The organism is Faecalibacterium sp. Marseille-Q4164, from assembly GCF_017377545.1.
Classification (GTDB): Bacteria; Bacillota; Clostridia; order Oscillospirales; family Ruminococcaceae; genus Faecalibacterium; species Faecalibacterium duncaniae.
The window spans coordinates 169,559-190,423 of the sequence record NZ_JAFREJ010000003.1; the positions used below are offsets into that span (position 1 = coordinate 169,559).

General features: G+C 55.9%; 20 protein-coding genes, 1 tRNA gene, 1 pseudogene and 1 riboswitch. Of the genes and pseudogenes, 6 read left to right on the forward strand and 16 right to left on the reverse strand.

Features of this window, described 5'->3' with window-relative positions:
* Window positions 1–58: 58 nt before the first annotated feature.
* Window positions 59–133: riboswitch (cyclic di-GMP riboswitch) on the reverse strand.
* A 258-nt stretch (window positions 134–391) separates the two neighbouring features.
* The 8 genes from J3352_RS05820 to J3352_RS05855 form a co-directional block, all read right to left on the reverse strand.
* Window positions 392–1,198 (reverse strand): ChbG/HpnK family deacetylase, encoded by an 807-nt coding sequence (locus J3352_RS05820; RefSeq protein WP_005933023.1) that lies wholly within the window; start codon window positions 1,196–1,198, stop codon window positions 392–394.
* 17 nt (window positions 1,199–1,215) lie between these two features.
* Window positions 1,216–2,403, reverse strand: a complete 1,188-nt coding sequence (locus J3352_RS05825) for an N-acetylglucosamine-6-phosphate deacetylase (protein ID WP_097772554.1) — start codon at window positions 2,401–2,403, stop codon at window positions 1,216–1,218.
* 3 nt (window positions 2,404–2,406) lie between these two features.
* Window positions 2,407–3,348, reverse strand: coding sequence for a hypothetical protein (locus J3352_RS05830; protein WP_005933025.1), 942 nt, complete (start codon window positions 3,346–3,348; stop codon window positions 2,407–2,409).
* Between the two features lie 91 nt (window positions 3,349–3,439).
* Window positions 3,440–4,255: a PTS system mannose/fructose/sorbose family transporter subunit IID gene (locus J3352_RS05835; protein ID WP_156065990.1), complete on the reverse strand. Its 816-nt coding sequence runs from the start codon at window positions 4,253–4,255 to the stop codon at window positions 3,440–3,442.
* A complete protein-coding gene (locus J3352_RS05840) occupies window positions 4,255–5,073 on the reverse strand; it encodes a PTS sugar transporter subunit IIC (protein WP_097772552.1) in 819 nt (272 codons plus the stop codon). Before J3352_RS05840 ends, J3352_RS05835 begins: the two co-directional genes overlap by 1 nt.
* Window positions 5,074–5,124: 51 nt before the next feature.
* Entirely contained in the window at window positions 5,125–5,616 is a 492-nt protein-coding gene (locus J3352_RS05845) for a PTS sugar transporter subunit IIB (protein WP_097772551.1), read from the reverse strand.
* Between the two features lie 23 nt (window positions 5,617–5,639).
* Window positions 5,640–6,059 carry a PTS sugar transporter subunit IIA gene (locus J3352_RS05850; RefSeq protein ID WP_242699894.1) on the reverse strand — a complete coding sequence of 140 codons (420 nt, stop codon included), beginning with the start codon at window positions 6,057–6,059 and terminating at the stop codon, window positions 5,640–5,642.
* 192 nt (window positions 6,060–6,251) lie between these two features.
* On the reverse strand, window positions 6,252–8,249 hold the full coding sequence (locus J3352_RS05855) for an HTH domain-containing protein (RefSeq protein WP_179859126.1): 1,998 nt from the start codon (window positions 8,247–8,249) through the stop codon (window positions 6,252–6,254).
* Between the two features lie 659 nt (window positions 8,250–8,908).
* Between J3352_RS05855 and J3352_RS05860 the strand changes: the two are divergent.
* Window positions 8,909–9,160: pseudogene (locus J3352_RS05860) on the forward strand (hypothetical protein); the annotation flags it as partial.
* Here the strand turns inward: J3352_RS05860 and J3352_RS05865 are convergent.
* Window positions 9,133–10,341: a cell wall metabolism sensor histidine kinase WalK gene (locus J3352_RS05865; RefSeq protein WP_097772548.1), complete on the reverse strand. Its 1,209-nt coding sequence runs from the start codon at window positions 10,339–10,341 to the stop codon at window positions 9,133–9,135. The pseudogene J3352_RS05860 and the gene J3352_RS05865 overlap by 28 nt on opposite strands.
* The gene (locus tag J3352_RS05870; RefSeq protein WP_097772547.1) at window positions 10,338–11,015 is read right to left on the reverse strand and encodes a response regulator transcription factor; all 678 of its coding nucleotides are present in this window, start codon (window positions 11,013–11,015) and stop codon (window positions 10,338–10,340) included. Before J3352_RS05870 ends, J3352_RS05865 begins: the two co-directional genes overlap by 4 nt.
* A gap of 147 nt (window positions 11,016–11,162) precedes the next feature.
* On the opposite strand from J3352_RS05870, the gene J3352_RS05875 reads away from it, so the two are divergent.
* From J3352_RS05875 to msrB, 4 genes are read left to right on the forward strand one after another with little or no spacing between them, the layout of a single operon-like run.
* Entirely contained in the window at window positions 11,163–11,309 is a 147-nt protein-coding gene (locus J3352_RS05875) for a CD1871A family CXXC motif-containing protein (RefSeq protein ID WP_005933048.1), read from the forward strand.
* Between the two features lie 25 nt (window positions 11,310–11,334).
* A complete protein-coding gene (locus tag J3352_RS05880) occupies window positions 11,335–12,219 on the forward strand; it encodes a 4Fe-4S binding protein (protein WP_197036499.1) in 885 nt (294 codons plus the stop codon).
* Between the two features lie 12 nt (window positions 12,220–12,231).
* Window positions 12,232–13,191, forward strand: coding sequence for a TlpA disulfide reductase family protein (locus tag J3352_RS05885; protein WP_156065984.1), 960 nt, complete (start codon window positions 12,232–12,234; stop codon window positions 13,189–13,191).
* Window positions 13,192–13,227: 36 nt separating this feature from the next.
* Complete coding sequence (gene msrB, locus J3352_RS05890) at window positions 13,228–13,968, forward strand: peptide-methionine (R)-S-oxide reductase MsrB (protein WP_242699900.1); 741 nt, start codon at window positions 13,228–13,230, stop codon at window positions 13,966–13,968.
* Window positions 13,969–14,445: 477 nt separating this feature from the next.
* Here the strand turns inward: msrB and J3352_RS05895 are convergent, their stop codons facing one another.
* From J3352_RS05895 to J3352_RS05910, 4 genes are read right to left on the reverse strand one after another with little or no spacing between them, the layout of a single operon-like run.
* Window positions 14,446–15,141, reverse strand: a complete 696-nt coding sequence (locus J3352_RS05895; RefSeq protein WP_005933055.1) for a DUF554 domain-containing protein — start codon at window positions 15,139–15,141, stop codon at window positions 14,446–14,448.
* Window positions 15,142–15,166: 25 nt separating this feature from the next.
* Window positions 15,167–16,312 carry a mandelate racemase/muconate lactonizing enzyme family protein gene (locus J3352_RS05900; RefSeq protein ID WP_005933056.1) on the reverse strand — a complete coding sequence of 382 codons (1,146 nt, stop codon included), beginning with the start codon at window positions 16,310–16,312 and terminating at the stop codon, window positions 15,167–15,169.
* Window positions 16,313–16,338: 26 nt separating this feature from the next.
* On the reverse strand, window positions 16,339–17,235 hold the full coding sequence (locus tag J3352_RS05905) for an alpha/beta hydrolase (RefSeq protein WP_097772544.1): 897 nt from the start codon (window positions 17,233–17,235) through the stop codon (window positions 16,339–16,341).
* A gap of 21 nt (window positions 17,236–17,256) precedes the next feature.
* A complete protein-coding gene (locus J3352_RS05910) occupies window positions 17,257–18,552 on the reverse strand; it encodes an SLC13 family permease (RefSeq protein WP_005933058.1) in 1,296 nt (431 codons plus the stop codon).
* Window positions 18,553–18,958: 406 nt separating this feature from the next.
* Here J3352_RS05910 and J3352_RS05915 point away from each other — a divergent pair, with 406 nt between their 5' ends.
* Window positions 18,959–19,894 carry a helix-turn-helix domain-containing protein gene (locus J3352_RS05915; RefSeq protein WP_035394147.1) on the forward strand — a complete coding sequence of 312 codons (936 nt, stop codon included), beginning with the start codon at window positions 18,959–18,961 and terminating at the stop codon, window positions 19,892–19,894.
* Between the two features lie 225 nt (window positions 19,895–20,119).
* Here the strand turns inward: J3352_RS05915 and J3352_RS05920 are convergent, their stop codons facing one another.
* Window positions 20,120–20,275: a hypothetical protein gene (locus J3352_RS05920; protein WP_005933062.1), complete on the reverse strand. Its 156-nt coding sequence runs from the start codon at window positions 20,273–20,275 to the stop codon at window positions 20,120–20,122.
* A 397-nt stretch (window positions 20,276–20,672) separates the two neighbouring features.
* Window positions 20,673–20,746 (reverse strand) — tRNA-Arg (locus J3352_RS05925).
* Window positions 20,747–20,865: the final 119 nt, after the last annotated feature.

Below are 20,865 nucleotides of genomic sequence, written 5' to 3' on the forward strand. Positions count from 1 at the left end.
AAAAAGGAGCCGCACCTGCCCCGAAAGGCTGGTGTGACGCTGTGGTGTACTTATGGGGAAGTGCAGCTGGCTGCCCGGTCTGGGCCCTTTAGCTTTGCGTCGCAGCCTTCCAGCTGGTTTGCCGATTCTTCTGTTTTGTGGGGGTGCTCTTTTGCATTTTATTATACCCCCCTTATATAAAAATCAAGGGGTTTTCCATGAGTTTGTCATTTGTAACAAATGCAGTCTATTTTTTAGTGCGATTTGACGGGGGGTGGGGGTGACCCTCTCAGTTAAAGACTTTGGCTGAGAGGGTTAGGCCATTACTAAGAAAACGCCGCCGCACAGGTCGCAATTCTGTGCAGCGGCGTTCCTATGGAGGATGATAAAGTATCACTTGGAAATGGCGCAGTTATTCGTACAGGGCATCAAAGTTGGTCAGTTCCACCTCATGCTCATCCAGCCAGCGACGAACCTGCGGGTCACACAGGGTCGCCAGATCACGGCAGCGGGGCAGGGTCAGGGAAGTATTGTCCAGAAGGTACTGATCCAGATAACCCGGATGGAAATGTAGGATATTGTACTCGTAGGGAGAGCTCAGGATGCCGAAGCGGTCTTCCAGCCAGTCCTCCGGGCGGCTGCCCCGGTTCAGAATCTCCATTGCGTTGCTGTTGCCCAAACTGAACAGCTCGCAGGCCGGTTTCATCGGCAGTTCTTCGGCCAGCGTATCGCCCATGTTATGGATGCCCAGCTTCTTTCCGATATCCCGGAACGCCTGCTCCATGGGCCTTGTCATGGCGCTGTGGCCCTCAAAATGCCGGGGATAATGTCCCACAAGTTCTTTGTGCCGGTCCAGCTGGGCCATGGTCTCGGTATACAGGTCCTCATAGCTGGGGTAAACTTCGCCCTTGCATTTGGCATCATTGGGATTCTCGCTCTTCCACAGATAGCTGCGGTAGAACATTCCCTCTTCGTTTACCAGCGTGGGCACCTTTTCCGGGGCGCTGACGGGGCGGTACTGCACAAAATTGGTGTGCTGGACCAGCGGCACCTCCGGGCACTCGCTCTGCCAGAGTTTCACCGCATGGGGGACGGCGGCCATGTTGCTCATCAGCGAGAGGGTGCAGACCACGCCCTCCTTATAGGCTTTGATGACACCATAGTTGTATGCCTCACTGAAGCCGAAATCATCGGCTACTACGATCAACTTCTTGCTCATAGCTGTTTCCTTTGTCCTTATCGGTTCAGATAATCCGCATTGAAGATCTTGCCCTCGGTGCTGCGGTCATAGACCTTCCGGCCCTCGGCGTAGGTGACCTGTGCCTGATAATCGTCGCTGATGACCACCAGATCTGCGTCCTTGCCCACTTCAATGGTACCCTTGCGGTCGGCAAAACCATACTTGATGCAGGGATTGAGGCAGGCCATCTTCAGGCAGGTCTCCAGCGGGATGCCAACATTGTTCACCAGATTTCTGATGTCGAACAGCACCGGCTGGCTGGAACCGCACAGGCGGCCGGTATCGGTCAGAACAAAGCCCTCCGGGGTCACATTCAGGGCCATCCCCTCAAAGATGCCCTCATACTTGCCCACCGGTGCACCGGACAGAGCCGTACAGTCACTGACCATCATGAATTTGTCGGTGCTCTTGACCTTGAAGTAGATGCCCAGCATCTCATCGCAGATGTGCAGGCCGTCGCAGATCACCTCACAGGTAACGTTTTCATTGGTCAGGGCTGCTCCCAGACCGCCGATGTCCCGGTGATGCATATCGGTCATGACGTTGCCGGTATGGGTCGCCACACTGATGCCCTTGGCATAGGCGGCCATGGCCTGCTTATAGTTGTTGTCACTGTGGGCGGCTGCCACTGTGATGCCCTGCGAGAGGAAATACTCGATGATGGGGTCCATCCCGGGGATCTCCGGTGCCAGTGCCACAAGACGCAGCCACCCGCCGCCGGCTTCCACCATGGCATGTGCCGTCTCCATACTTACCTCCGGCCAGCCGGTACGGATGCCTTTTTCACCGGTGCGGTTCAGCCAGGGGCCTTCGCTGTGGATACCCAGAATGGTTGCACCGTCCTGATCACCCTCTTTTGCCACCTCTGCCACCGCACGGATGGAATCCGGGTCGCACACCGTCGGGAAGATGTTCACGGTGCCCTGACTTGTCAGCCCCTTCAGATAACCTTTCACGGATGCGATCTGCTTTTCATGGGGGGCATTCTTATTCATGATATCATAACCGCAGGTGCCGTGGTTATGAGTATCAAAAATGCCGGGGATGATCCGCTGGTCGCCGTATTCAATGGCTTCGGGGTCGGTCGTATTTTCTGCAAAGGCAGTGATCTTGCCGCCTTCCACAGTCAGCACACCTGCCTTGGGGCCTTTCGGCGTATAAATGCGGTTGGAATGCAGTTTCATAATTCAGTTCTCCTTCTTATTTGCTTCCTGTTTTGCAAAATCGGCCAACGCCCGTTCCATCCGCTCCATCCGGGGCAGATCCAGTACATGGTCCTGTGCACAGCAGGTATTCTCCACAACAAATTCGCCTTTTTCCACTCGTCCACAGCTGAGCATCATCCCTCTGGGAAAGAGCGCCAGCAGATTCCGCTGCCGCTGTTCCTCCGGGTAGTTCCGGTCATAGACCTTATCCTCCGGCAGCAAACTGCACAGCTGTTCCGCCGCCTCTTTCCGGTACTCGCCGTGCGCCAGCGCCACTGCCGGGCCGCTGGTCAAATTGTCCAGCAGCAGAACAGTTGCCGCAGTTGGCATCTCCTGCGCCAGAAGCCGGAAGCCGTCATAGTTATCCACTGCATGGTCACAGAAGGCAAAAGCGATGTTCTCCTCACCGCTCAGGTCCTCCGCCAGCTTTACGGCAGTGGCGACCGCACCGGAACAGCGGCTGAAGTTGCAGGGGCTTGCATGGGGCAGCAGCAGCCAGACACCTACCCCCGCCAGCAGCAGTGCCGCCAGCGTCCGGGGCAGCATGGCACCGGTTCCCCGTCCGGACCAGAACATCAGGCAGGCCGCTCCGAAACAGAGCAGTTCCAGCACGCATTGCAGTGCAAGGTCTCTCCCCCGCTGCTGAACATTTTTGTCCGGATGGAACGGATAGTATTTCTGGGGCCGCAGCGCCTTTGCCGGCGTATCAAAGGGGACCGCAATGACGACCTTTGCATTTGCCAGATCCCCGGCAATCAGGTTTTCGATCTTGGAAAACCGTCCTTCCCTCTGTTGAACCCGCACCGGCCAGCCCAGCGGCGGTAGGCTCTCGTTGAGCTGCTGGGCAAAAAGATATTTCTGCTTTGCAGTGCGCCGTTTGCCCAGGGTGACACCATACAACATCATCAGGTCTTGCAATGTCATATCCGTTCTCCTTCTACAAAAAAGTCCGGCAGGAAGCGTTTTACTCCTGCCGGACTGCGGACCCCTTGCAGGATCAGGCGATCTGATTTTTTTAGAAGATTCCAAGGAATGCGCCCAGCAGACCAAAGATCAGCAGACCGATGATCAGCTGTGTGGGGCGGTTGCCCTTCTTGATTCGCCACATCATGAACAGCACCAGAGCCAAGCTCAGAATGCCCGGATAGATGGCATTAAACAGCTCGGAGACCACGATGGAGGTCTCGCCGATGTTCAGCGTCCAGTTCAGGGGGAAGCCCACGGTGGTTGCCGTCATGGCACCGACCATCATCAGGCCGAGGATGGATGCACAGCGGGTCGCAACGCTCATCAGGCCGCTGTTAAAGACGGTGTCGATGAAGCTGGTGCCCAGTGTATAGCCCAGTTTCAGCAGGAACCATTTGAGCAGGGACTGCGAAATACCGTACAGCAGGATGAAGATGAAGGTGCCGAGGATGTTGCCCTGCGAGCACAGACCGATTGCGATACCGGCACCGATGACACGCAGGCAGTTGAAGAAGATGGAGTCGAACATACCGGCGGTGGGGCCCATCAGAGAGGCCTTGATGGCATCAATGGTCTCGCCGGGAACTTTACCGTCGTGGCAATCCTTCTCCAATGCGTAGCACAGACCTGCGATAAAGTTGAATGCGACTGCGTGGGTATTGAAGAAGGACTGATGGCGGGCATAAGCGGCCTTCTTGCCTTCGATATCGTCGCCATAAATACTCTCCACGGCGGGGGCCATGGTCATGGTGAAACCATTGGCTTCCATCTTGGTCATGTTGAAGTTCGCAAAGACCAGATGGCTGTTCCAGAACATCTTTTTGAGGATCTTATTTTCCTCTGCGCTGACAACTTTCTTTTCCATCAGAAGAAATCCTCCTCACTGTTGGCAGGGGTAGCAGCACCCGCAGCGGGGGCAGCGGCCACAGCGTTCTTTGCATCAATGATGCGCTTGTCAATGAAGAACAGGGTCAGGGCGATGGCAGCGCCGATCACAGCGATGCCAAGGCTGCTCAGGCCCAGGCTCTTGGCGCAGATAAAGCCGACAAAGAAGAACACGGCGATATCGGTGGACCAGATCATGGACAGCAGGATGCCGAAACCGACGGCGGTCATCATGGTACCGGCAGCGGCCAGACCTGTCATGACCCATGCGGGGCAGGCAGCCAGACCAGCCTGCAGACCCTCGATGCCAAAGGCAACGCCCAAGAAGATGATTGCCGCACCGGGCAGGCAGGCGATGAAGTTGACGACCATGGAAATGGCACGGAACTTGTTGGGCTTGCACTCAGAAGCCAGTCTCTCCCAGTAGGGAGCCAGGCCGGCCCACAGAGGCATCAGCATGGTATTGATGGTGGTCATCACGGTACCGATGGTCAGGGACAGAGCCAGACCGGTTTCCATGGCACCGTCGCCGCCCACCACAATGGCATACGCCACAGCGATGATGGAGCCGGACAGGCAGTCGGACGGGATCGAGCCGCCCACAGCGGAGATGCCCATGAAGATTGCTTCCAGCGAAGCACCCATGATGATGCCGGTCTGGAAGTCGCCCAGAAGCAGGCCGACCAGCGGTGCCACCACGATGGGGCGGTTCAGGCACTGCCAGGACAGGGTGTACGGGTCAAGCCAGTTGATGACCGCATACACGACTGCACAGATGATTGCAGCGGTAATTGACATAGCGATTTTTCCTCCTTGTACTTTTTTTTATTTTCAGGCAGAGCACCACGCTCAGCCCAGTACCTTGGAAAGTTCCTGCGGAACATCATCGGGGATGGTCTGCACATTGCAGGGGATCCCGGTTGCCATGACCTGCCGCAGAACCTCGACTTCGTCCTCGTAGGCATACAGATTCTTGGTATAGGTCTTGCGGGCTTCCGTTCCGTGCTTGGGAGCAACGCGGCCATAATTGCCCACATTGATCTGCGGGATATCCTTGACTTCCTTGGCCACACGCAGCAGATTTTCCGGCGTGCTGACGATCAGCAGAATCTTCAGACCGGCTGCACGGGGATCGTTGCAGAGCGAGACTGCCTTATCCACCGTCACGATCGCCGTCTTGCAGGTGGCCGGTGCAGCCATCATCAGGGATTTCTGCATGATATCGCTGGCAGCTGCCGTATCATCTGCCACCACGATGCGGTCAACGCCCAGCGTGCGGCTCCACTTGGTGGCGACCTGGCCATGGATCATGCGCTCATCCAAACGTACCCATTTGATCATAAGTTTTCCATCCTTTCTTTTTATCAGAAGAAGTCGTCGCTGCCTGTCGGTGCCGTGTCCGCAGGAACTTCCGGTTCCACACGGCGCAGATACTCGCGGCTTTCTTCAATGATCTCATCCAGCCGTTCGTCGCTGAGGGTATCCTCGCTCAGAACATTCATCATGAAGCTCATGTTCACACCGCTCACCAGCCGGGTGTTTGGGTGGTCCAGATAGGTGAACATGGCCTGATTCACGCTGCCGCCGTAAAGGTCGCTGCACAGCAGCACTTCGTCCTCCGGACCGACAGTCTCATAGAATGCATCCAGATGATCCTGCACGCAGCTCTCATCCAGATAGGCATCAAATACGGTCAAATTCTCGCACTCTCCCATCAGGATCTTCAGCGAGCTTTGCATTCCGCTGGCCATTGAGCCATGGGACGAGAGAAAGATTTTCAGCATAACAGGCATCCTCTTTTCGACTACAAGCTAATTATTTTCCTTCGATGTTCACATTTTATCTCTATTTTGCACAGAGTTCAACGCTTTTTGATTTATAGAATAAGTTCAAGTCGCTTTGATTTCATTTTATAAGTTCAAAATGGCGCACAGTTGAACACCCTGCTCAAAACTGTGCGCCATGATTTGGTGATTTTACATAGTCTGCAACGAGCGCCGAAGCCATTCCGCCGCCATCCGGGGCGGGTCTTCCGCAAAGGCTTCCAGTTCTTCCGGGTACCGCACAAAAGAGTACAGCAGTGTATTCAGCGCTTTCATCTTCTGCCAGTCGTGAAGTCCGCCGCCGACATACAGCAGTGCCCGGATCTTCCGTTCTCCCCAGAGTGCTCGTTTTTCCAGCGGGTAGAATTCCAGTCGGATCTCTTCCCCTTCTGCGCCCTGTTCCTCCTGAAAGACGACCACGACCTCGCCGCACTGGTACGTCCAGCATTTTTCCCGTGTGATCCACCGGTTCAGAAGTGTCTGCCGTTCGGCTTCGTCCCTGCCATGTACCCCCGCCAGATACTGGAAGAACTGCTCCGGCGTGTAATACTGGAAGTTTCGGATTACACGATAATTCTCCGGCGGCGGAAGCTGCTGCCGATACTGGTATGCTTCCACCAGCAGGGTGTTGTAAACACGGTCAAAGTCCCGTTCGTTCCGGATCAGCAGCAACAGTTCCACCGGGTAATCATACCGGTAGCCGGGCTTTATTCCCTCTTCCTGTTCTGCGCCGTTTCCCAGCAGCACTCCGTCGCATTCTGCCGGGTCGATGCGGCGCAGCTCGTACAGGTTCATCGGCGTAATCTCTTCGACCAGTTCGGGGTAACGCTCTTTCAGGCCCTCTGTCTGGATCCGGGCATACTCGGTTCCCAGAAAATGGGTGGAGCACAGACGGAGCGGCCGGATGGGATACCGGATCTCGTGCAGCAGGCTGAAGAAATAGCAGCTCAGCATTGCCAGCAGAAACCGGTTTGCCCGGAACGGATAAACCGTCTGGATAAATTCAATCACCCGGCGGCTCAGTTCCGCACAGAGCGGGCAATCCAGAAATTGCAGTTCATAAACATAGTCATACTGCATTGTGCCGTCCGTTCCATAGAAATGTTGTGCGATCAGATTGAATAGGATCTGCTGCAGCAGATCCCTTGCCATTGGCAAGGGCGCAAAATCCAGTCCAGTCTCCTGCTTCAGGTAGACCAGCACCCGGTCTCGCAAGCGTCCCGCCTGCCCTGCAAAGCCGGGATGCAGGCTGAACGGGTCCCGCTTCAGGTTCACATCCAGCATACTGAACAGCAGAATGCCCAGAAACGCCACCTCATCCCGGGGCATGGCATAGCCCCCGTATTGTTCCTCCAGTGTGTGGTAAATGGACTGTGCCAGCGGATAGAACATCGTTCCGGAGATGCTTTCCAGCCATGGGTCCGGCAGCCGGATCTCATGGCCGTTCTGCACCCGGTTCCGTGCAATGATCAGGTAGACCGCCACACGCTGGGTCGCACTGTCCCGCAGGGAGATCGGGCTTTCCCGCAGGATCTTCAGAAATGTATGCCGGATATCCTGCCGCTCTTCGTATCCGCAGCTGAGCCAGGATGCACTGTCCGGGTCACTGCAATCCAGCGTTTCCTTGTGGAAATGCACGCCGGAGACTTCGGTCAGTGCCAGCCTGCGCTTGTACTCTTCTCCTTCCACCCGCATTCCGGTGCCGGGGCGTGAGACGATCCGCAGGCCAAAGCTCTCACACAGGCGGGTCGCCATGCTCAGCGGCTCCCGCAATGCCGAAGCCGAGAGAAAAAGCTGATCGGCCAGCTGTTCCTTCTTAATGCCGGTTTCCGTGGAGATGATGCGCCGGGACAGATACCGCACCCGGCTTTCCCGGTCGGCGTTCAGCATACTGCCCGGCATCTGCCGGATGCTGGTCACAGCCGAAAAAGTATCGTACGCTTCCGGGTCCAGAACTTCCACATAGTAACCCTTATGCCGCCGGGAAACCAGCCGGGCACCATTCTCATTCAGGATCTGCGCCACCTGCGGCATCTCATTCTTGATGGTGTGCGCACTGACACCGATCCGCTCCGCCAGTTCCTGCGAAGTCATCGTCTGTTCGGGGGCATTGCTCAACTGGGTCACGATCTGCAAGGCTCTGCTGGACATAAAACCGCTCCTTTTCCCAATCATTCGTGCCTTTATTGTAGTAAAACACTGCCCGAAATGCAAGCCGGAAACCAGAAATGCCGCTCCGAGCTTTTCAGCCCAGAGCGGCATTTCCGGTTTTGGGATATAATTAGAAAATAGCTTGATTGTTAGCATCCTCACCCTCTCCGTCATTGCTTGCTACACAAAAATTATTTGTGCTGACTGCGGCTCTTTTGCATGACACGCTGTTCTTGGATTTTGTGTATGAAGATAGATAGGAGGAGAACACATAATAAACCTGAGGAATTGAGCAGCGTTGTGAATGCAGCATTCGGGCTGCGTTGAACTACACCAAAAATTTCGCGATTTCGTGGGTTTACCTATGGGTTTACTGAGAGAGGGAAGCCCGAAAACCTGCATGAATACTGGACTTTTCGGATCAAGGTCAGGTGAGTACAGCCTCAAAGCCGCTCGTCGCGCACCTCAGTTCAGCAAGCGATAATCTACAGCTTAAAAATGCTAAAAAAGCCCAGAAATACGCCATTTCCGGGCTTTTTCTATGCCTAGAATCACCTGATTCCGATGGTGAAATTTGAGGAAATTTGACTTCAAATTAGCCCATTTTGATGGTTTTACCATGGGTTTACGGCCTATTTTTGAGCCTAATGGGTGGGAAAATGGGTTTACAGAAGGCCATTTTGGAGGGGAAATTAGCCCCATCGCATTGTTCAAAATGGAAAAAAGCAAGAGCGGCAGTCCGGCGCAGGAATATCTATTACTGCGGCAATGACACGTCAACGCAGTTTTTTACGGCGAGTGTGGCGGAGGAGCTGCTGCTGAATACCGAATTGACGGAAGAAAGCAAAGACCGTGCAATACATCTGCTGAAAGAATTTGGCCTTTACGAGTACAGGGATGCGCACCCGTCCACCCTGTCCGGCGGACAAAAGCAACGGCTTGCCATCGCCTGCGCCGTCTTTTCCGGCAGCTCCACCGCGATGGTCGTGCCCTTGTCCGAGCTTTCCTCCACCCAAACGGAGCCGCCGTGGAGATCGGCGATCTCCCACACCAGAGAAAGTCCCAGTCCCGCGCCGCCGTACTCGCGGCTGCGGGATTTGTCTACCCGGAAGAAGGGATGGAAAATGCTCCGCTGATACTCCTCCGGAATGCCGCAGCCAGTGTCGGAAACGCGAATGATGCACTTTTCCTGCCCCTGTGCAAGCTCGACCCGCACCGAGCCGCCGAGGCGGTTGTATTTGACAGCGTTCTCCGTCAGGTTGAAGAGCATGCGGTAGATCAGCGCGTCGCTGCCGGTCAGGGCGGCGTCGCCCTCCGCTTCCAGCGTGATGCTTCGCTTCTCCGCCAGCGACGCAAGATCCGTAAAGATCTCCTCGACCATGGGGGCGAGCTGGAGCTGCTCGTTCCGCGCCACCTGCTGCAAATTGCTCATCTCCAGCAGCGTCTTGGTCATCTGCGTCAGCCGCTCCGTCTGCTCGCGCAAAAGCGTGAGGAATTCCGCCGTCTCCGGCCGCACATCGGGATGCTCCGCGGAAAACAGCTCCAGCTGCGCCTGCATCAGCGCCAGCGGCGTGCGCAGCTCGTGGGCGGCGTTGCCGGTGAACTGCCGCTGGGCGGCAAAGGCGTTGTTCAGCCGATCCAGCATCTGGTTGAACGAGCGGCTCAGCTGCCGGAACTCCGAAATGGAGTCTTCATCGATCCTCATATCGGCAAGATTGTTCAGCTGCACCTGCTCCACCTGCGAGGCAAAGCTGCGCAGGGGCTTGAGAGCGCGTCCACTGACAAAATAGGCGAGGAAACCGCTGAGCAGAGTTACCGCCGCCGTGATGTACCAGTTGGTGGTGCGGAAGCGCCCCTGCACCCCATCGACGACGATGGTCAACTCCTCGTTGGGCGCTATGAGCTGCGGGTCAAAGCTCGCCGCTTCGCTATCATTCAGGATCACCGTGCCGCCGCCCTGTAAGCTGTCTGCAATGGTGTCCATATAGTACACACCGGAGGAGCACAGCAGCAGATTCATGGCCACGCAGGTGATGCCGATGAGCAGGACGGACATCAGCGTGATGCGCCACTGCAGGGAAAGACGCTTCATGATTCCTCGCCTCCCATCAGATAGCCCTCGCCGATGCGGTTGCGGATGGGGTCATAGCCCAGCACAGCGCGGAGCTTTTTGCGCAGGGCGGAGATGTGGACGCGAATGGAATTGCTGAAGCCGTCCACGCTGTTGTCCCAAACGTGATCCATCAGCTCCTCCTGACTCACGGGCCGCCCCTGATGCACCATCAGGTATTCGAGTATCCCCGTTTCCTTTCGGGTCAACGTCAGCGTCTGCCCATTGACGGCGGCGGTGCGGGAGCGGGTGTCGAAGCTTAAGCGTCCGCAGCTTAGCAGCACATCCTGCTGGGTGAACTGCCTCAATGTCAGGCTGCGGATGCGGGCCTCCAGCTCGGCAAGATGAAAGGGCTTTGCAAGATAGTCGTTTGCCCCGGCGTCCAGCCCCTGCACCTTGTCCTCCACCTCACTGCGGGCGGAGAGGATCAGCACCCGCGTCTCCCGGTCGGTCTGCCGCAGGGTGCGCAGCACCGTCATGCCGTCCTTTTTCGGCAGATTCAGATCAAGAAGTACCAGATCGTAGCACTCCACGCCCAGCAACTCCAGAGCCTTCTCCCCGTCGTAGCAGTAGTCCACGCTGTAGGCCAGCCGCCGCAGGCTGCGGACGATTGTTTCACACAGAGCGCGTTCGTCTTCAATTACTAAAAGGTGCATGGGAGTCCTCCTTTTTATTTCTCCGTTTTTATGTTGCTTTCATTATAGCAAAAATAGATAAGGTTTGCGTTAAGTTTTCGTTCTTAACAGAGACTTTAACTCTCCCGCGCTATGATGGGGGCAGAAAATCGGAAAGGATGATGAAAAATGAGCTGCGGGAAAAAGGCTGCGGCGCAGATCGCGCTGCTGATGGCCGGAGTCGCCATGCTGTGCTTCGGCGTCTGGCGGGGCGAGGCGGCGACAGTGCTGAGCAAAGCAATCAAATTATGTCTGGAGTGTGTGGGTATTGGGTAAAAAGTTTTCAGGCGTTTCGCAGACCATGTCCCGCTTCCGGGGCTGGATTCAGGCGGGTGCGACGCTGCTGACCAACCTGCACCTGCCGAACTTCTTCAAAGGGGGACTGTACCAAGGCACAGGAAAAACCGTTTGCGTGCCGGGGCTGAACTGCTACTCCTGTCCAGCGGCCTCCGGAGCCTGTCCTATCGGGGCATTTCAGGCGGTGGTGGGGTCTTCCAAGTTCAGCTTCTCCTATTATATCACAGGCTTTCTCATTTTGCTGGGCGTGCTGCTGGGGCGCTTTATCTGCGGCTTCCTCTGTCCCTTCGGCTGGTTTCAGGAGCTGCTGCATAAGATCCCGACAAAGAAGCTCTCCACAAAGAAGCTCAGACCACTGACCTATCTCAAGTACGCTGTACTGCTGGTGATGGTTCTCCTGCTGCCGGCGTTCCTGGTGAACGATGTTGGCATGGGCGACCCGTTCTTCTGCAAATACCTCTGCCCCCAGGGCGTGCTGGAGGGAGCCATCCCGCTGTCCCTCGCCAATTCCGGCATCCGGGCGGCGCTGGGCAAGCTGTTTACATGGAAGTTCAGCATCCTGCTGTCGGTGATCGTGCTGAGCGTACTGTTCTACCGTCCCTTCTGCAAGTGGCTATGCCCGCTGGGCGCGTTCTACGCCCTGTTCAACCGGGTGTCCCTTTTCCAGATGAAGGTGGACAAGAGTAAGTGCGTCTCCTGTGGGAAATGCGCCAGAGCCTGCAAGATGGACGTGGATGTGACGAAAACGCCCAACCATACCGAGTGCATCCGCTGCGGGATGTGTATCCGTGCCTGTCCGACGAACGCCGTGTGCTTCCGCTACGGCTTCGGCGATGGAAAAGAGAAAGAAAACGCAGCGACACTGCGAGAAAACAACAACAAAGCTTAAGGAGAAACGAATATGAACGTAAAGAAGATACTGGCTCTGATGCTGTGCGCGATGATGCTGCTCTCCCTTGCAGCCTGCGGCGCAAAGGACAACGACAAGCAGGCGGATATGAGCGGAGACAGCTCCGCCATGACCGGCGAGCCGAAAACCGCCGAGGAGGCGCTCGCTTTGCACAAGGAGCTGCTGGAGCGGGAAAACGCGCTCCTGTCGGAAAATGCCGAACTCTGGGAGAAGGTGTTCATGGCGGCCGATAAGGGCATGACCATGCAGGAGGACGGCAAAAACTACGGCGATTTCCTGCTGGATACCGTCGAGGCCGCTAAAGAGCAATTCACCGACAAGGAGTATGCGTGGCTGAAGGAGTCGGCCACGGAGATCAGCAATATTGAAAACAGGCTGACCGAGTTGGAAGAGAAGTATCCCGAGATCGTGCAGAAATCCATGGACGGCGATATGAGTATGCCAGCGGGCAGCGACACGAGCACCCCTCCCGACGACGGCAGTATGCAGAAGTTCCCCGCCTTTGAGGGTAAAGACCTGGATGGCAACACGGTGAAGAGCGACGAGCTGTTCTCCGGCAACACCGTCACCGTAGTGAATTTCTGGTTCACCACCTGCAATCCCTGCGTGGGAGAGCTTGCCGAGCTGGACGCACTGAATAAGGAACTCGCGGAGAAGGGCGGCTCCCTCATCGGCGTCAACACCTTCACGCTGGACGGCGACGAGGCAGCGATTTCCGAGGCGAAGGACGTGCTGGCCAAGAAGGGTGCCACCTATCAGAATGTGTATTTTGACTCAGATGGTGAGGCGGGAAAGTTTACTACCAACATCTTTGCTTATCCCACCACCTATGTGGTCGACCGCAGCGGCAATATCGTGGGTGAACCCATCGTAGGAGCCATCACAGAAAAGAAGCAGGCGGAGACGCTGCAAAAGCTCATCGAGCAGGCGCTCGCCGCCGATGTGGGCTGACCCGAGATTTAAAAAAGCGCCTGCTGTGCGCCGCTGCTGGCCTACTTCTATGTCATCGACCCCACGGTGCAAAACCGGCAGGGCAACGACCGCGGCAGCCAGTACCAGACCGGCGTTTACTTCACCAACGAAAGTGCCAGAGAGACGGTGAAGCGCATCGCGGAGATCGAGCGCGGCCGCAGCGAAAAATTCTTCGTGGAGATTGGCCCGCTCAAAAACTTCTATCCCGCCGAGGAATACCACCAGAACTACCTCGAAAAGAATCCGAACGGCTACTGCCATATCCCGCGCGCGGAGATGGAGCTCTTTTCCCGGCTGCGCATCGACCCGGGTGACTATCAGAAGCCAGCGGCGGAGTCCATCCGGGACAAGCTGACGGCGGAGCAGTACCGCGTCACGCAGGAGAGCGGCACGGAGCGCGCCTTCACAGGCGAGTTCTGGGACAAGTTTGAAAAGGGCATCTATGTGGATGTCGTCACCGCCGAGCCGCTCTTTTCCTCCACGGATAAGTACGAGAGCGGCTGCGGCTGGCCCGCCTTTACAAAGCCTATCGAGGGCCCCGCTGTGGTGGAAAAAGAGGATTTGAGCCACGGAATGCGCCGCACGGAGGTCAGAAGCCGCGCCGGAGACTCCCATCTCGGTCATGTGTTCACCGGCGATCCGGAGTCGCCCAACGGCGTGCGCTACTGCATCAACAGCGCGGCCCTGCGCTTCGTCCCCTATGAAAAAATGGAGACCGAGGGCTACGGATACCTGCTGTACCTGTTTGAAAAATAGGACGCAAACGGTCGGCAGTTCTCATGCAAGGAACTATCAGCACATCACAGCATATCGGACTGCCACCGGGCAGTCCGATATGCTGTGAATGGAATTTTCCGACACTCTCAATGCCGGCATAACGATCTGCGCGGAGGAGAACGAAGAACATCTCTCTTAAGGAACTAATTCAAACTTATTGCTGTTAGCCGATGGATTCAGGTGTGCCAAAGCATTGCAGGGCTGGAAGTATTCAGCTTCGGCTTCGGCAAAAGATGTGTAAAACAGAGAAGCGCCCGTATCAGCATTTAAAAGACTTCTTCGATTCCTCCTAAATACGCATAAGGACTCACTCCAATCGAAATCGTATGACATTCTATCCCAAGTAGAGCAAATTCCGCCCCAAAAGCAAGCGGCATTTTGGGAATTATGCAACAAAAAAGTCGAAAAGCACGATCTCCGTTCCCAAAGACCGTGCTTTTCGGTAGATTTCGTGATTTATCCCATCAGGGTCGTCCAGAGAAGGCTGAACGGCATCACAAGGATGAGGGCAGGCATCAGATCCACCAATGGGACCGATTTGATCTTGGACACCCGGAAGCCAGCCGCCATCGTCAGGATACCGCCGCAGGCCGAGAGATCTGCGAACATGGCCGGGGTCAGCACACCGGCCAGCAGCTTACCGGCACCAAAGACGATGAACAGGATGATGACCTGCGGAATGGGGATCGCACAGATGGCCGCACCCAGCGTCGAAGCGAAGATCATTGCGGTGAAGAAGTCCAGCACCGCTTTCGACATCAGTAGTGACGGGTCGCCGGTGATGCCCTCGGTCAGTGTGCTGTACCAGCCGAAACCGCTGCAACAGAACAGTGCCACTGCCGTGATGTAAAACTCCATGTCGATATGCTCGTCGCCAAGGTGCAGGGCTTTGACGAGCTTATGGAAAAATTTGCTCGTCCAGTGTTCCAGATGCAAACTGTGTCCGATGGTAAAGCCCACCAGAATCGCCAGCACGACTGCCGTCATGCCGGACGCCTTGATGATAGAATTGATGCCAATCGCAATGGAGCAGTAACCGAACAGGGTCGGCAGATTATCTTTCAGGTTCTGCGGTAAGATCTTTCCCAGACCCGTTCCCAGCAGACCGCCGAACAGCACAGCGGCACAGTTCGTCAAAACTCCAATTGGCATACTTCTTCCTCACAGTTCTTTGTTTTTACCAGTCCTTCACTGCACCGTCAAAGGCACGGCGTGCGGCGTTGCTGCCACGCTCGTTGGCAGGATACAGCTCTTCTGCGTCGTCGGCCAGCTCGATGCCGATGCCGGGAGCCTCCGGGATAAGCATACAGCCGTTCTCGAACCGGAGCGGCTCTTTCACCATCTTGTCCTCAGCCCCGTTCAGGCAGAAGCCGGGCAGCTCCTGAATGCCAAGATTGGGGATGGAGGCGCAGATCTGCAGGCAGGCCGCCGTGGACACGGGGCCCAGCGGGTTGTGCGGGATGACCAGCACATCGTGTGCTTCGGCCAATGCGCAGATCTTCTTGCTGGTGGTAATGCCGCCTACAGCGCAGACGTCCGGGCGGACATACTGGCAGGCATGGCGTGCCATCAGCACCTCGAACTCCCGCAGGTCGATGGCGCGCTCGCCGGTGGCGATGGGCACGCCCACCTTGCTGGCGACTTCGGCCATGGTATCCACGTTGTCAGGCGGCACGGGATCCTCAAGGATCATCGGGCGGTATGGCTCGACGGCACGGCCAAAGGCAACAGCCTCGGGCAGGGTCATGCCGCGGTGGACTTCCAGCACGAAATCAAAATCCGGACCGACAGCCTCACGGCAGACGCGCACCTTCTCCACTTCCCGCTCAATCCGGCTGGAGTAGAATTCACCCTTGCCGTCCGTGGAACTGGTGGGTCCGTTGCAGAAGATCTTCGCGGCCGTAAAGCCCATCTCCTGCAGCTGCTGGTACTGTTCCGCCAGCTTCTGGTTGTCCTCGGTCAGGTGCATGACCGAAGCGTAGACCCGCACCTTATCGCGGGTCTTGCCGCCCAGCAGCTCGTAGACCGGAACGCCAAGAGCCTTGCCCTTGATGTCCCACAGTGCGATGTCGATGGCCGAGATCGCGCTCATGATGACCGAGCCGCGGAAATAAACCGACCGCAGGAAATTCTGGTTGAAATCCTCGATGCGGAAGGGGTCTTTGCCGATGAGGTAATCCGCAAATTTTTCGATGGCAGCTGCCGTCGCCTGCAGATAGCCCCAGTTTCCGGCCTCGCCCAGACCCACGATACCGGCATCGGTGTAGACCTGTACGAAGAGATAGTGCTTCGCAAAGCGCAGCTTTACGTCTGTAATTTTCATAGTGCTTTTTCTCCTGTCACGTTACTTTATTGTAGATGCTCCCGAAAGAATTTGCAATGGGCATCCAGCGCACGCTCCCAGCCGGGCGTCCGGTTGGTGGTAAAGCCGTGCATGGCTTCGGGGATACGCTGGGCAGTCACACAGACACCTGCCTTGATGAGCCGGAGTGCAAACGCCTCGGTATCGTCCCGCAGGCTGTCCTCTCCCGCCGAGAGGATCAGACAGTCTGGGAAGGTGCTGAGCGCGGCTTCGTCCGCCTTGATGGGCGAACAGAGTGGCTGGGCCGGGTCTGCATCGCCCACATAAAAATCGGTGTACAGCTTTTCCGTGGCCGAACGCTTGACCCAGAAGGGATCCTGTTTCAGTTCCGGGGACAGGCGGTCAATGGGATTGACCGTGTTATCCACCGGGAAATATTCCATCAGCACACAGCAGGGATGCAGCTTGTGCGTCTCTGCATTCTGGATGCAGGCCGCCGCCACAAGGTTTCCGCCTGCGCTGTGACCTGCCAGTATGATCTTTTCCGGGTCAACGCCCAGCTCCTCGGCATGGTCGAAAGCATACTCCGCAATGCCGTAGCTCTCGTGGACAGCCGCCGGGAATGCCTTTTCCGGTGCAAGGCAGTAATCCACATCCCAGACGAGGCAGTTCAGCCGCTCCATCAGGGTACAGCAGTAGCGGCGGTCACGGTCGGTGCGGCCTTTGATGAAACCGCCGCCATGGAAATTCAGCAGTAGTGCCGCTTTTGGGGGCAGGGTGTCCGGGCGTTCCTCAAAGACATGGATCTTACAGCCGTTTGCCGTCTTGATCCAGAGTTCGGTCTCTGTGCCGGGCAGGGCAGCCTGCTCTTCGGGGCTGACCGAGCCGAAGCGATCCCGGCTGCGGACTTGGTTTGCCATTGCGATTTTTTCTTCCAGAGTCATGGTAACAGCTCCCTCTCCCGATCAGAATGCCGGGAAAACGGTCATGGTGTAGAAGATGTAGATGAACGGCAGGATCAGAGTGATGAGCGCGCCGCTCTTGAACAGGCTCTTGAGGTCGTAGCCGCCGTCAGCCATGCACATGGGAACGGCAGGCGTTGCCATCGGGGTGAGGAAGGCGGTCAGAGAAGCCGCATTCACCAGCAGAACAAGGCCGGTGGGGTTTGCACCCAGAGCGGAGCAGGTCAGCAGGCAGATGGGAATAAAGACAGCCGAGACGGAGCGGTTCAGCATGAACTGGGTCAGCAGGAAGGGCACAATGAAGAAGAGTGCGCCGAGGACGTAGTTATTGTGGGTGCCTCCGACAACATTGGCCAGTGCGCTGCCGATGAGATCGCCTGCGCCGGTGTTGGTCAGAGCCGTACCCAGAGCCAGCGAACCGACGAAGAGCATCAGCATATCCCAAGGGATGTCGCGCAGGGCAGACTTGGAATCGACTACACCGAACAGAACCATCAGCAGGCTGCCGACCAACGCGACCGACCAAGTGGTGAGGTGGAGCTGAGAGGAGAAGATGAGGCAGAGGATGGTCACAAAGAAGATGACGATACCAATTTTATCGACCAACGGGCTGAGCTTTTCGGCCTGCTTGCCGGACTTTTTCTCTTTCAGAGCTTCGATGGGAATGATCGGCTGCTTCGGGGTGAATTTCGGGCCAAGGAACAGTGCCCAGAGAGGAACGACAATGAGGACCGGCCAGGTGCCGATGGCACAGTCGATGGGGCGGATGCTCATACCAGCGAAGCCGTAGGTCTCGAGGAAGCCCGTGTACTGGCCTGCCATCTGGATGGCCGTTGCCAGAGGGAGGATGCCGCAGCAGGCCACGCAGACGACCATGACCGGGAACATATACTGCGAACGGCTGTGTCCGGTCTTATCGCAGAGCGCAGCCAGCAGCGGGCTGACGATGGCGTAAACGATCATCGGGCTGGCGATGAAGTTTGCCAGCAGAACGGCGATGAGGATGTAGCCGAAGTAAGCAGTCTTGAAGCTGCCGCGGGTCAGTTTCATGATGCCGTTGCACAGACTGTCGACCACAGAAGTGCGGCGGAAACCGGCTGCCACAACGAACATGGTCGCCATCAGCAGAGTGTTCACGTTCGAGAAGCCAGCCAGCGCACCGTTTGCGTCGATGCAGCCGGTAAAGTACAGCGCAGCAAGAGAGATCATTGCGGTAAGCCACATGGGGATCTTGTTCAGCATATAGCTGACCAGCGTTGCCGCAAAGATCACCATACAGATGATCATTTGAGTGTTCATAAATGTTTTCCCTTTCCGTTATTGTTTCACGTTTTTCTCAACACTGAAGTCCGTTGCTGCCCGGGCAGGGGCTCGTTGTGGCTCTATCTTAACAGAAAGTTCTTATTTTGTCGCTGCAAATATTTGTGGATTTTCTTCGAGTTCCGATTGGGCCGTCACCATCTTTGACAGAAGAATCGCAATCAAGCCTTCAAAAGCATCCAAACATTTTCCCTGTAAATTTTGTCAAATATCGGTTCCCTCACTTGTGCACTTTACTAAACAGTTCTTTCAAATCCCCCTCATTCATCCATAAATTCGATTTGACACGACAAGTTTTTTGGATTATGCTAAGGTCAATGGGTTTCAGGCAAAAGCTTTTCTGAATTTTTGCCATAGGGAAAATATTTGGATTTGAGGTGTAAAAATGGATTCCGCGAACTACGAACTCGACCTTCCGCGCGAGAACATCCACATCCGCTGTTTTGCGCACAACATCATGAATTACCGCTACCACTGGCACGCAGACGACTACGAACTGAGCATCCTGCTCCACGGCGTGCAGTCCTACTGCCGCGGCTCCGAAAACAGCCTGCTGCATGAGGATGACGTGATCCTGACTGCCCCCGGCAATGGCCATGCCTCCATGACGCAGGCAGCAGATACCTGCGCCCTTGTTCTGCATTTTTCGGCCGCTGCATTCAAGCCGCTGGTCAAAAAGGGGATTGTGTATCAGTTCCCGTCCTGCCGTTCCACCGATGCCGACCGGTCTGAGCCGCGCTACCGGGTCATCCGGTTCTACGCCAGCCAGCTGTTCCGCATTTTACAGCAGGGCGGGCCATACGCCCAGCTTGCGGCCAAAGCCACCCTCGAGCTGCTCACCATCCATCTCTGCACCCAGTTCGAGCCAAAAAACTTCAACACCCTGCCGGAGGATCTTGAGCGGCGCGCCATCGCCCGGCGGCTGCTGGAGTATGTGGAGGAACACTATACCTCCAAGCTGACGCTGGAAGATCTGGCTGACTATGCCCAGTACAACCGCACCTACGTTTCCACTCTGTTCAAGCAGATCGTCGGCATCAACTTTCACGAATACCTGACCCGGGTACGGTTCCAGCACGCCCTGAATGATCTTGCCATCACCAACGACAACCTGACCGATATTGCCCTGCGGAACGGCTTTGCCGACCTCAAAACCTTCAACGCCCGGTTCCGCGCCACGCTGCAGCGCACACCGGCTGAATACCGCGCCAGCCTTTCCCCTGATCGGGTCGTAGACGGAATGACACGGCGTTTCCTCGCACCGGACGACCCCATCCTGCAGAAAAAGCTGGCCGAATACACCCACATCGGGATGCTATAGGGCAGAATATTGATCTACGCTTCTGCGGCAGTACGACCTCGCTTCCGGTGGACCGTACACTTACTGCTCCATCCGTGGCAAACTTTTCAACTGCACCTGCTGTACAAGGGACGAAGCCCAGCGGCTGTGTGAAGATTGGCTCGTAAAACAGGACCGCTGCTATATAAACTAAAAAACACCGTCGAGGAAGCCTCCCAAATGGGAAGATTCCTCGGCGGTGTTCGTTTATCGGGTCTGGGTTTTCTCGGTGTTTTCTTTTTCCTCCGCAAAAAATCGTTCTACGTTTTTCTGTGCCCGGACCAGTTCTTGCATCTCGTTCCGTGCCTTGCGGTAGTCCGGGTAGCGGATACCGTCCATCGTGACGGTCAGAACTTTTTTCATCGGTAAACCCTCCTTTGACGGATTCGGGAAGTTCAGCCCGAAAATAAAAAAGCGCGTTCCTCTTTCTGTTCGGGAAGAACAGCGAGTGAACGCGCTATGTATGGAGAAAAGTGTTTTGCACGGTTTCGGGCAGGAATGTGGAAAATAGATTTACACAAATTATCTTGTATTTACATGGATTTACAGGAAAGCGGCTACCAATTTTAGCAGAGAGCCGGAAAACAGAGTTCAAAAGGTGCTTTATGGGGCTTCATTAGCTGGGAACCTGATTTTATTAGCTGGAACCGAAAATTCTGCTAATGGCATTAGCTGGCTAATTTTGGTGATAGGTTCAAAATGAAAAATGCGAAGATCGTCTTTCACATGGAAAAATGACCTTCGCATTTTCATAAAGGGATACCCCAGACAGGATTCGAACCTGCGGTCTCCTCCTTAGGAGGGAGGCGCTTTATCCAGCTAAGCTACTGAGGCATATTATGTATTATCGTTGATTTTTTGAAATTCAACGCACTTGGAAACGAATATGCAGAATGCTTTTCACACCGAAGTGACCGACTGCGTTGCAACCGGAACGGTGTTAAACTTGTTGC

Coding starts and splice junctions, on each gene's coding strand:
- J3352_RS05865 (WP_097772548.1), bottom strand. CDS start 10,341: ATGAAGCGTCTTTCCCTGCAGTGGCGCATCACGCTGATGTCCGTCCTG.
- J3352_RS05895 (WP_005933055.1), bottom strand. CDS start 15,141: ATGCCAATTGGAGTTTTGACGAACTGTGCCGCTGTGCTGTTCGGCGGT.
- J3352_RS05905 (WP_097772544.1), bottom strand. CDS start 17,235: ATGACTCTGGAAGAAAAAATCGCAATGGCAAACCAAGTCCGCAGCCGG.
- J3352_RS05820 (WP_005933023.1), bottom strand. CDS start 1,198: ATGAGCAAGAAGTTGATCGTAGTAGCCGATGATTTCGGCTTCAGTGAG.
- J3352_RS05880 (WP_197036499.1), top strand. CDS start 11,335: ATGTCCCGCTTCCGGGGCTGGATTCAGGCGGGTGCGACGCTGCTGACC.
- J3352_RS05840 (WP_097772552.1), bottom strand. CDS start 5,073: ATGTCAATTACCGCTGCAATCATCTGTGCAGTCGTGTATGCGGTCATC.
- J3352_RS05835 (WP_156065990.1), bottom strand. CDS start 4,255: ATGGAAAAGAAAGTTGTCAGCGCAGAGGAAAATAAGATCCTCAAAAAG.
- J3352_RS05900 (WP_005933056.1), bottom strand. CDS start 16,312: ATGAAAATTACAGACGTAAAGCTGCGCTTTGCGAAGCACTATCTCTTC.
- J3352_RS05915 (WP_035394147.1), top strand. CDS start 18,959: ATGGATTCCGCGAACTACGAACTCGACCTTCCGCGCGAGAACATCCAC.
- J3352_RS05855 (WP_179859126.1), bottom strand. CDS start 8,249: ATGTCCAGCAGAGCCTTGCAGATCGTGACCCAGTTGAGCAATGCCCCC.
- J3352_RS05910 (WP_005933058.1), bottom strand. CDS start 18,552: ATGAACACTCAAATGATCATCTGTATGGTGATCTTTGCGGCAACGCTG.
- J3352_RS05830 (WP_005933025.1), bottom strand. CDS start 3,348: ATGACATTGCAAGACCTGATGATGTTGTATGGTGTCACCCTGGGCAAA.
- J3352_RS05920 (WP_005933062.1), bottom strand. CDS start 20,275: ATGAAAAAAGTTCTGACCGTCACGATGGACGGTATCCGCTACCCGGAC.
- J3352_RS05845 (WP_097772551.1), bottom strand. CDS start 5,616: ATGATCAAATGGGTACGTTTGGATGAGCGCATGATCCATGGCCAGGTC.
- J3352_RS05875 (WP_005933048.1), top strand. CDS start 11,163: ATGAGCTGCGGGAAAAAGGCTGCGGCGCAGATCGCGCTGCTGATGGCC.
- J3352_RS05870 (WP_097772547.1), bottom strand. CDS start 11,015: ATGCACCTTTTAGTAATTGAAGACGAACGCGCTCTGTGTGAAACAATC.
- J3352_RS05850 (WP_242699894.1), bottom strand. CDS start 6,059: ATGCTGAAAATCTTTCTCTCGTCCCATGGCTCAATGGCCAGCGGAATG.
- J3352_RS05885 (WP_156065984.1), top strand. CDS start 12,232: ATGAACGTAAAGAAGATACTGGCTCTGATGCTGTGCGCGATGATGCTG.
- J3352_RS05825 (WP_097772554.1), bottom strand. CDS start 2,403: ATGAAACTGCATTCCAACCGCATTTATACGCCGAAAGGCCCCAAGGCA.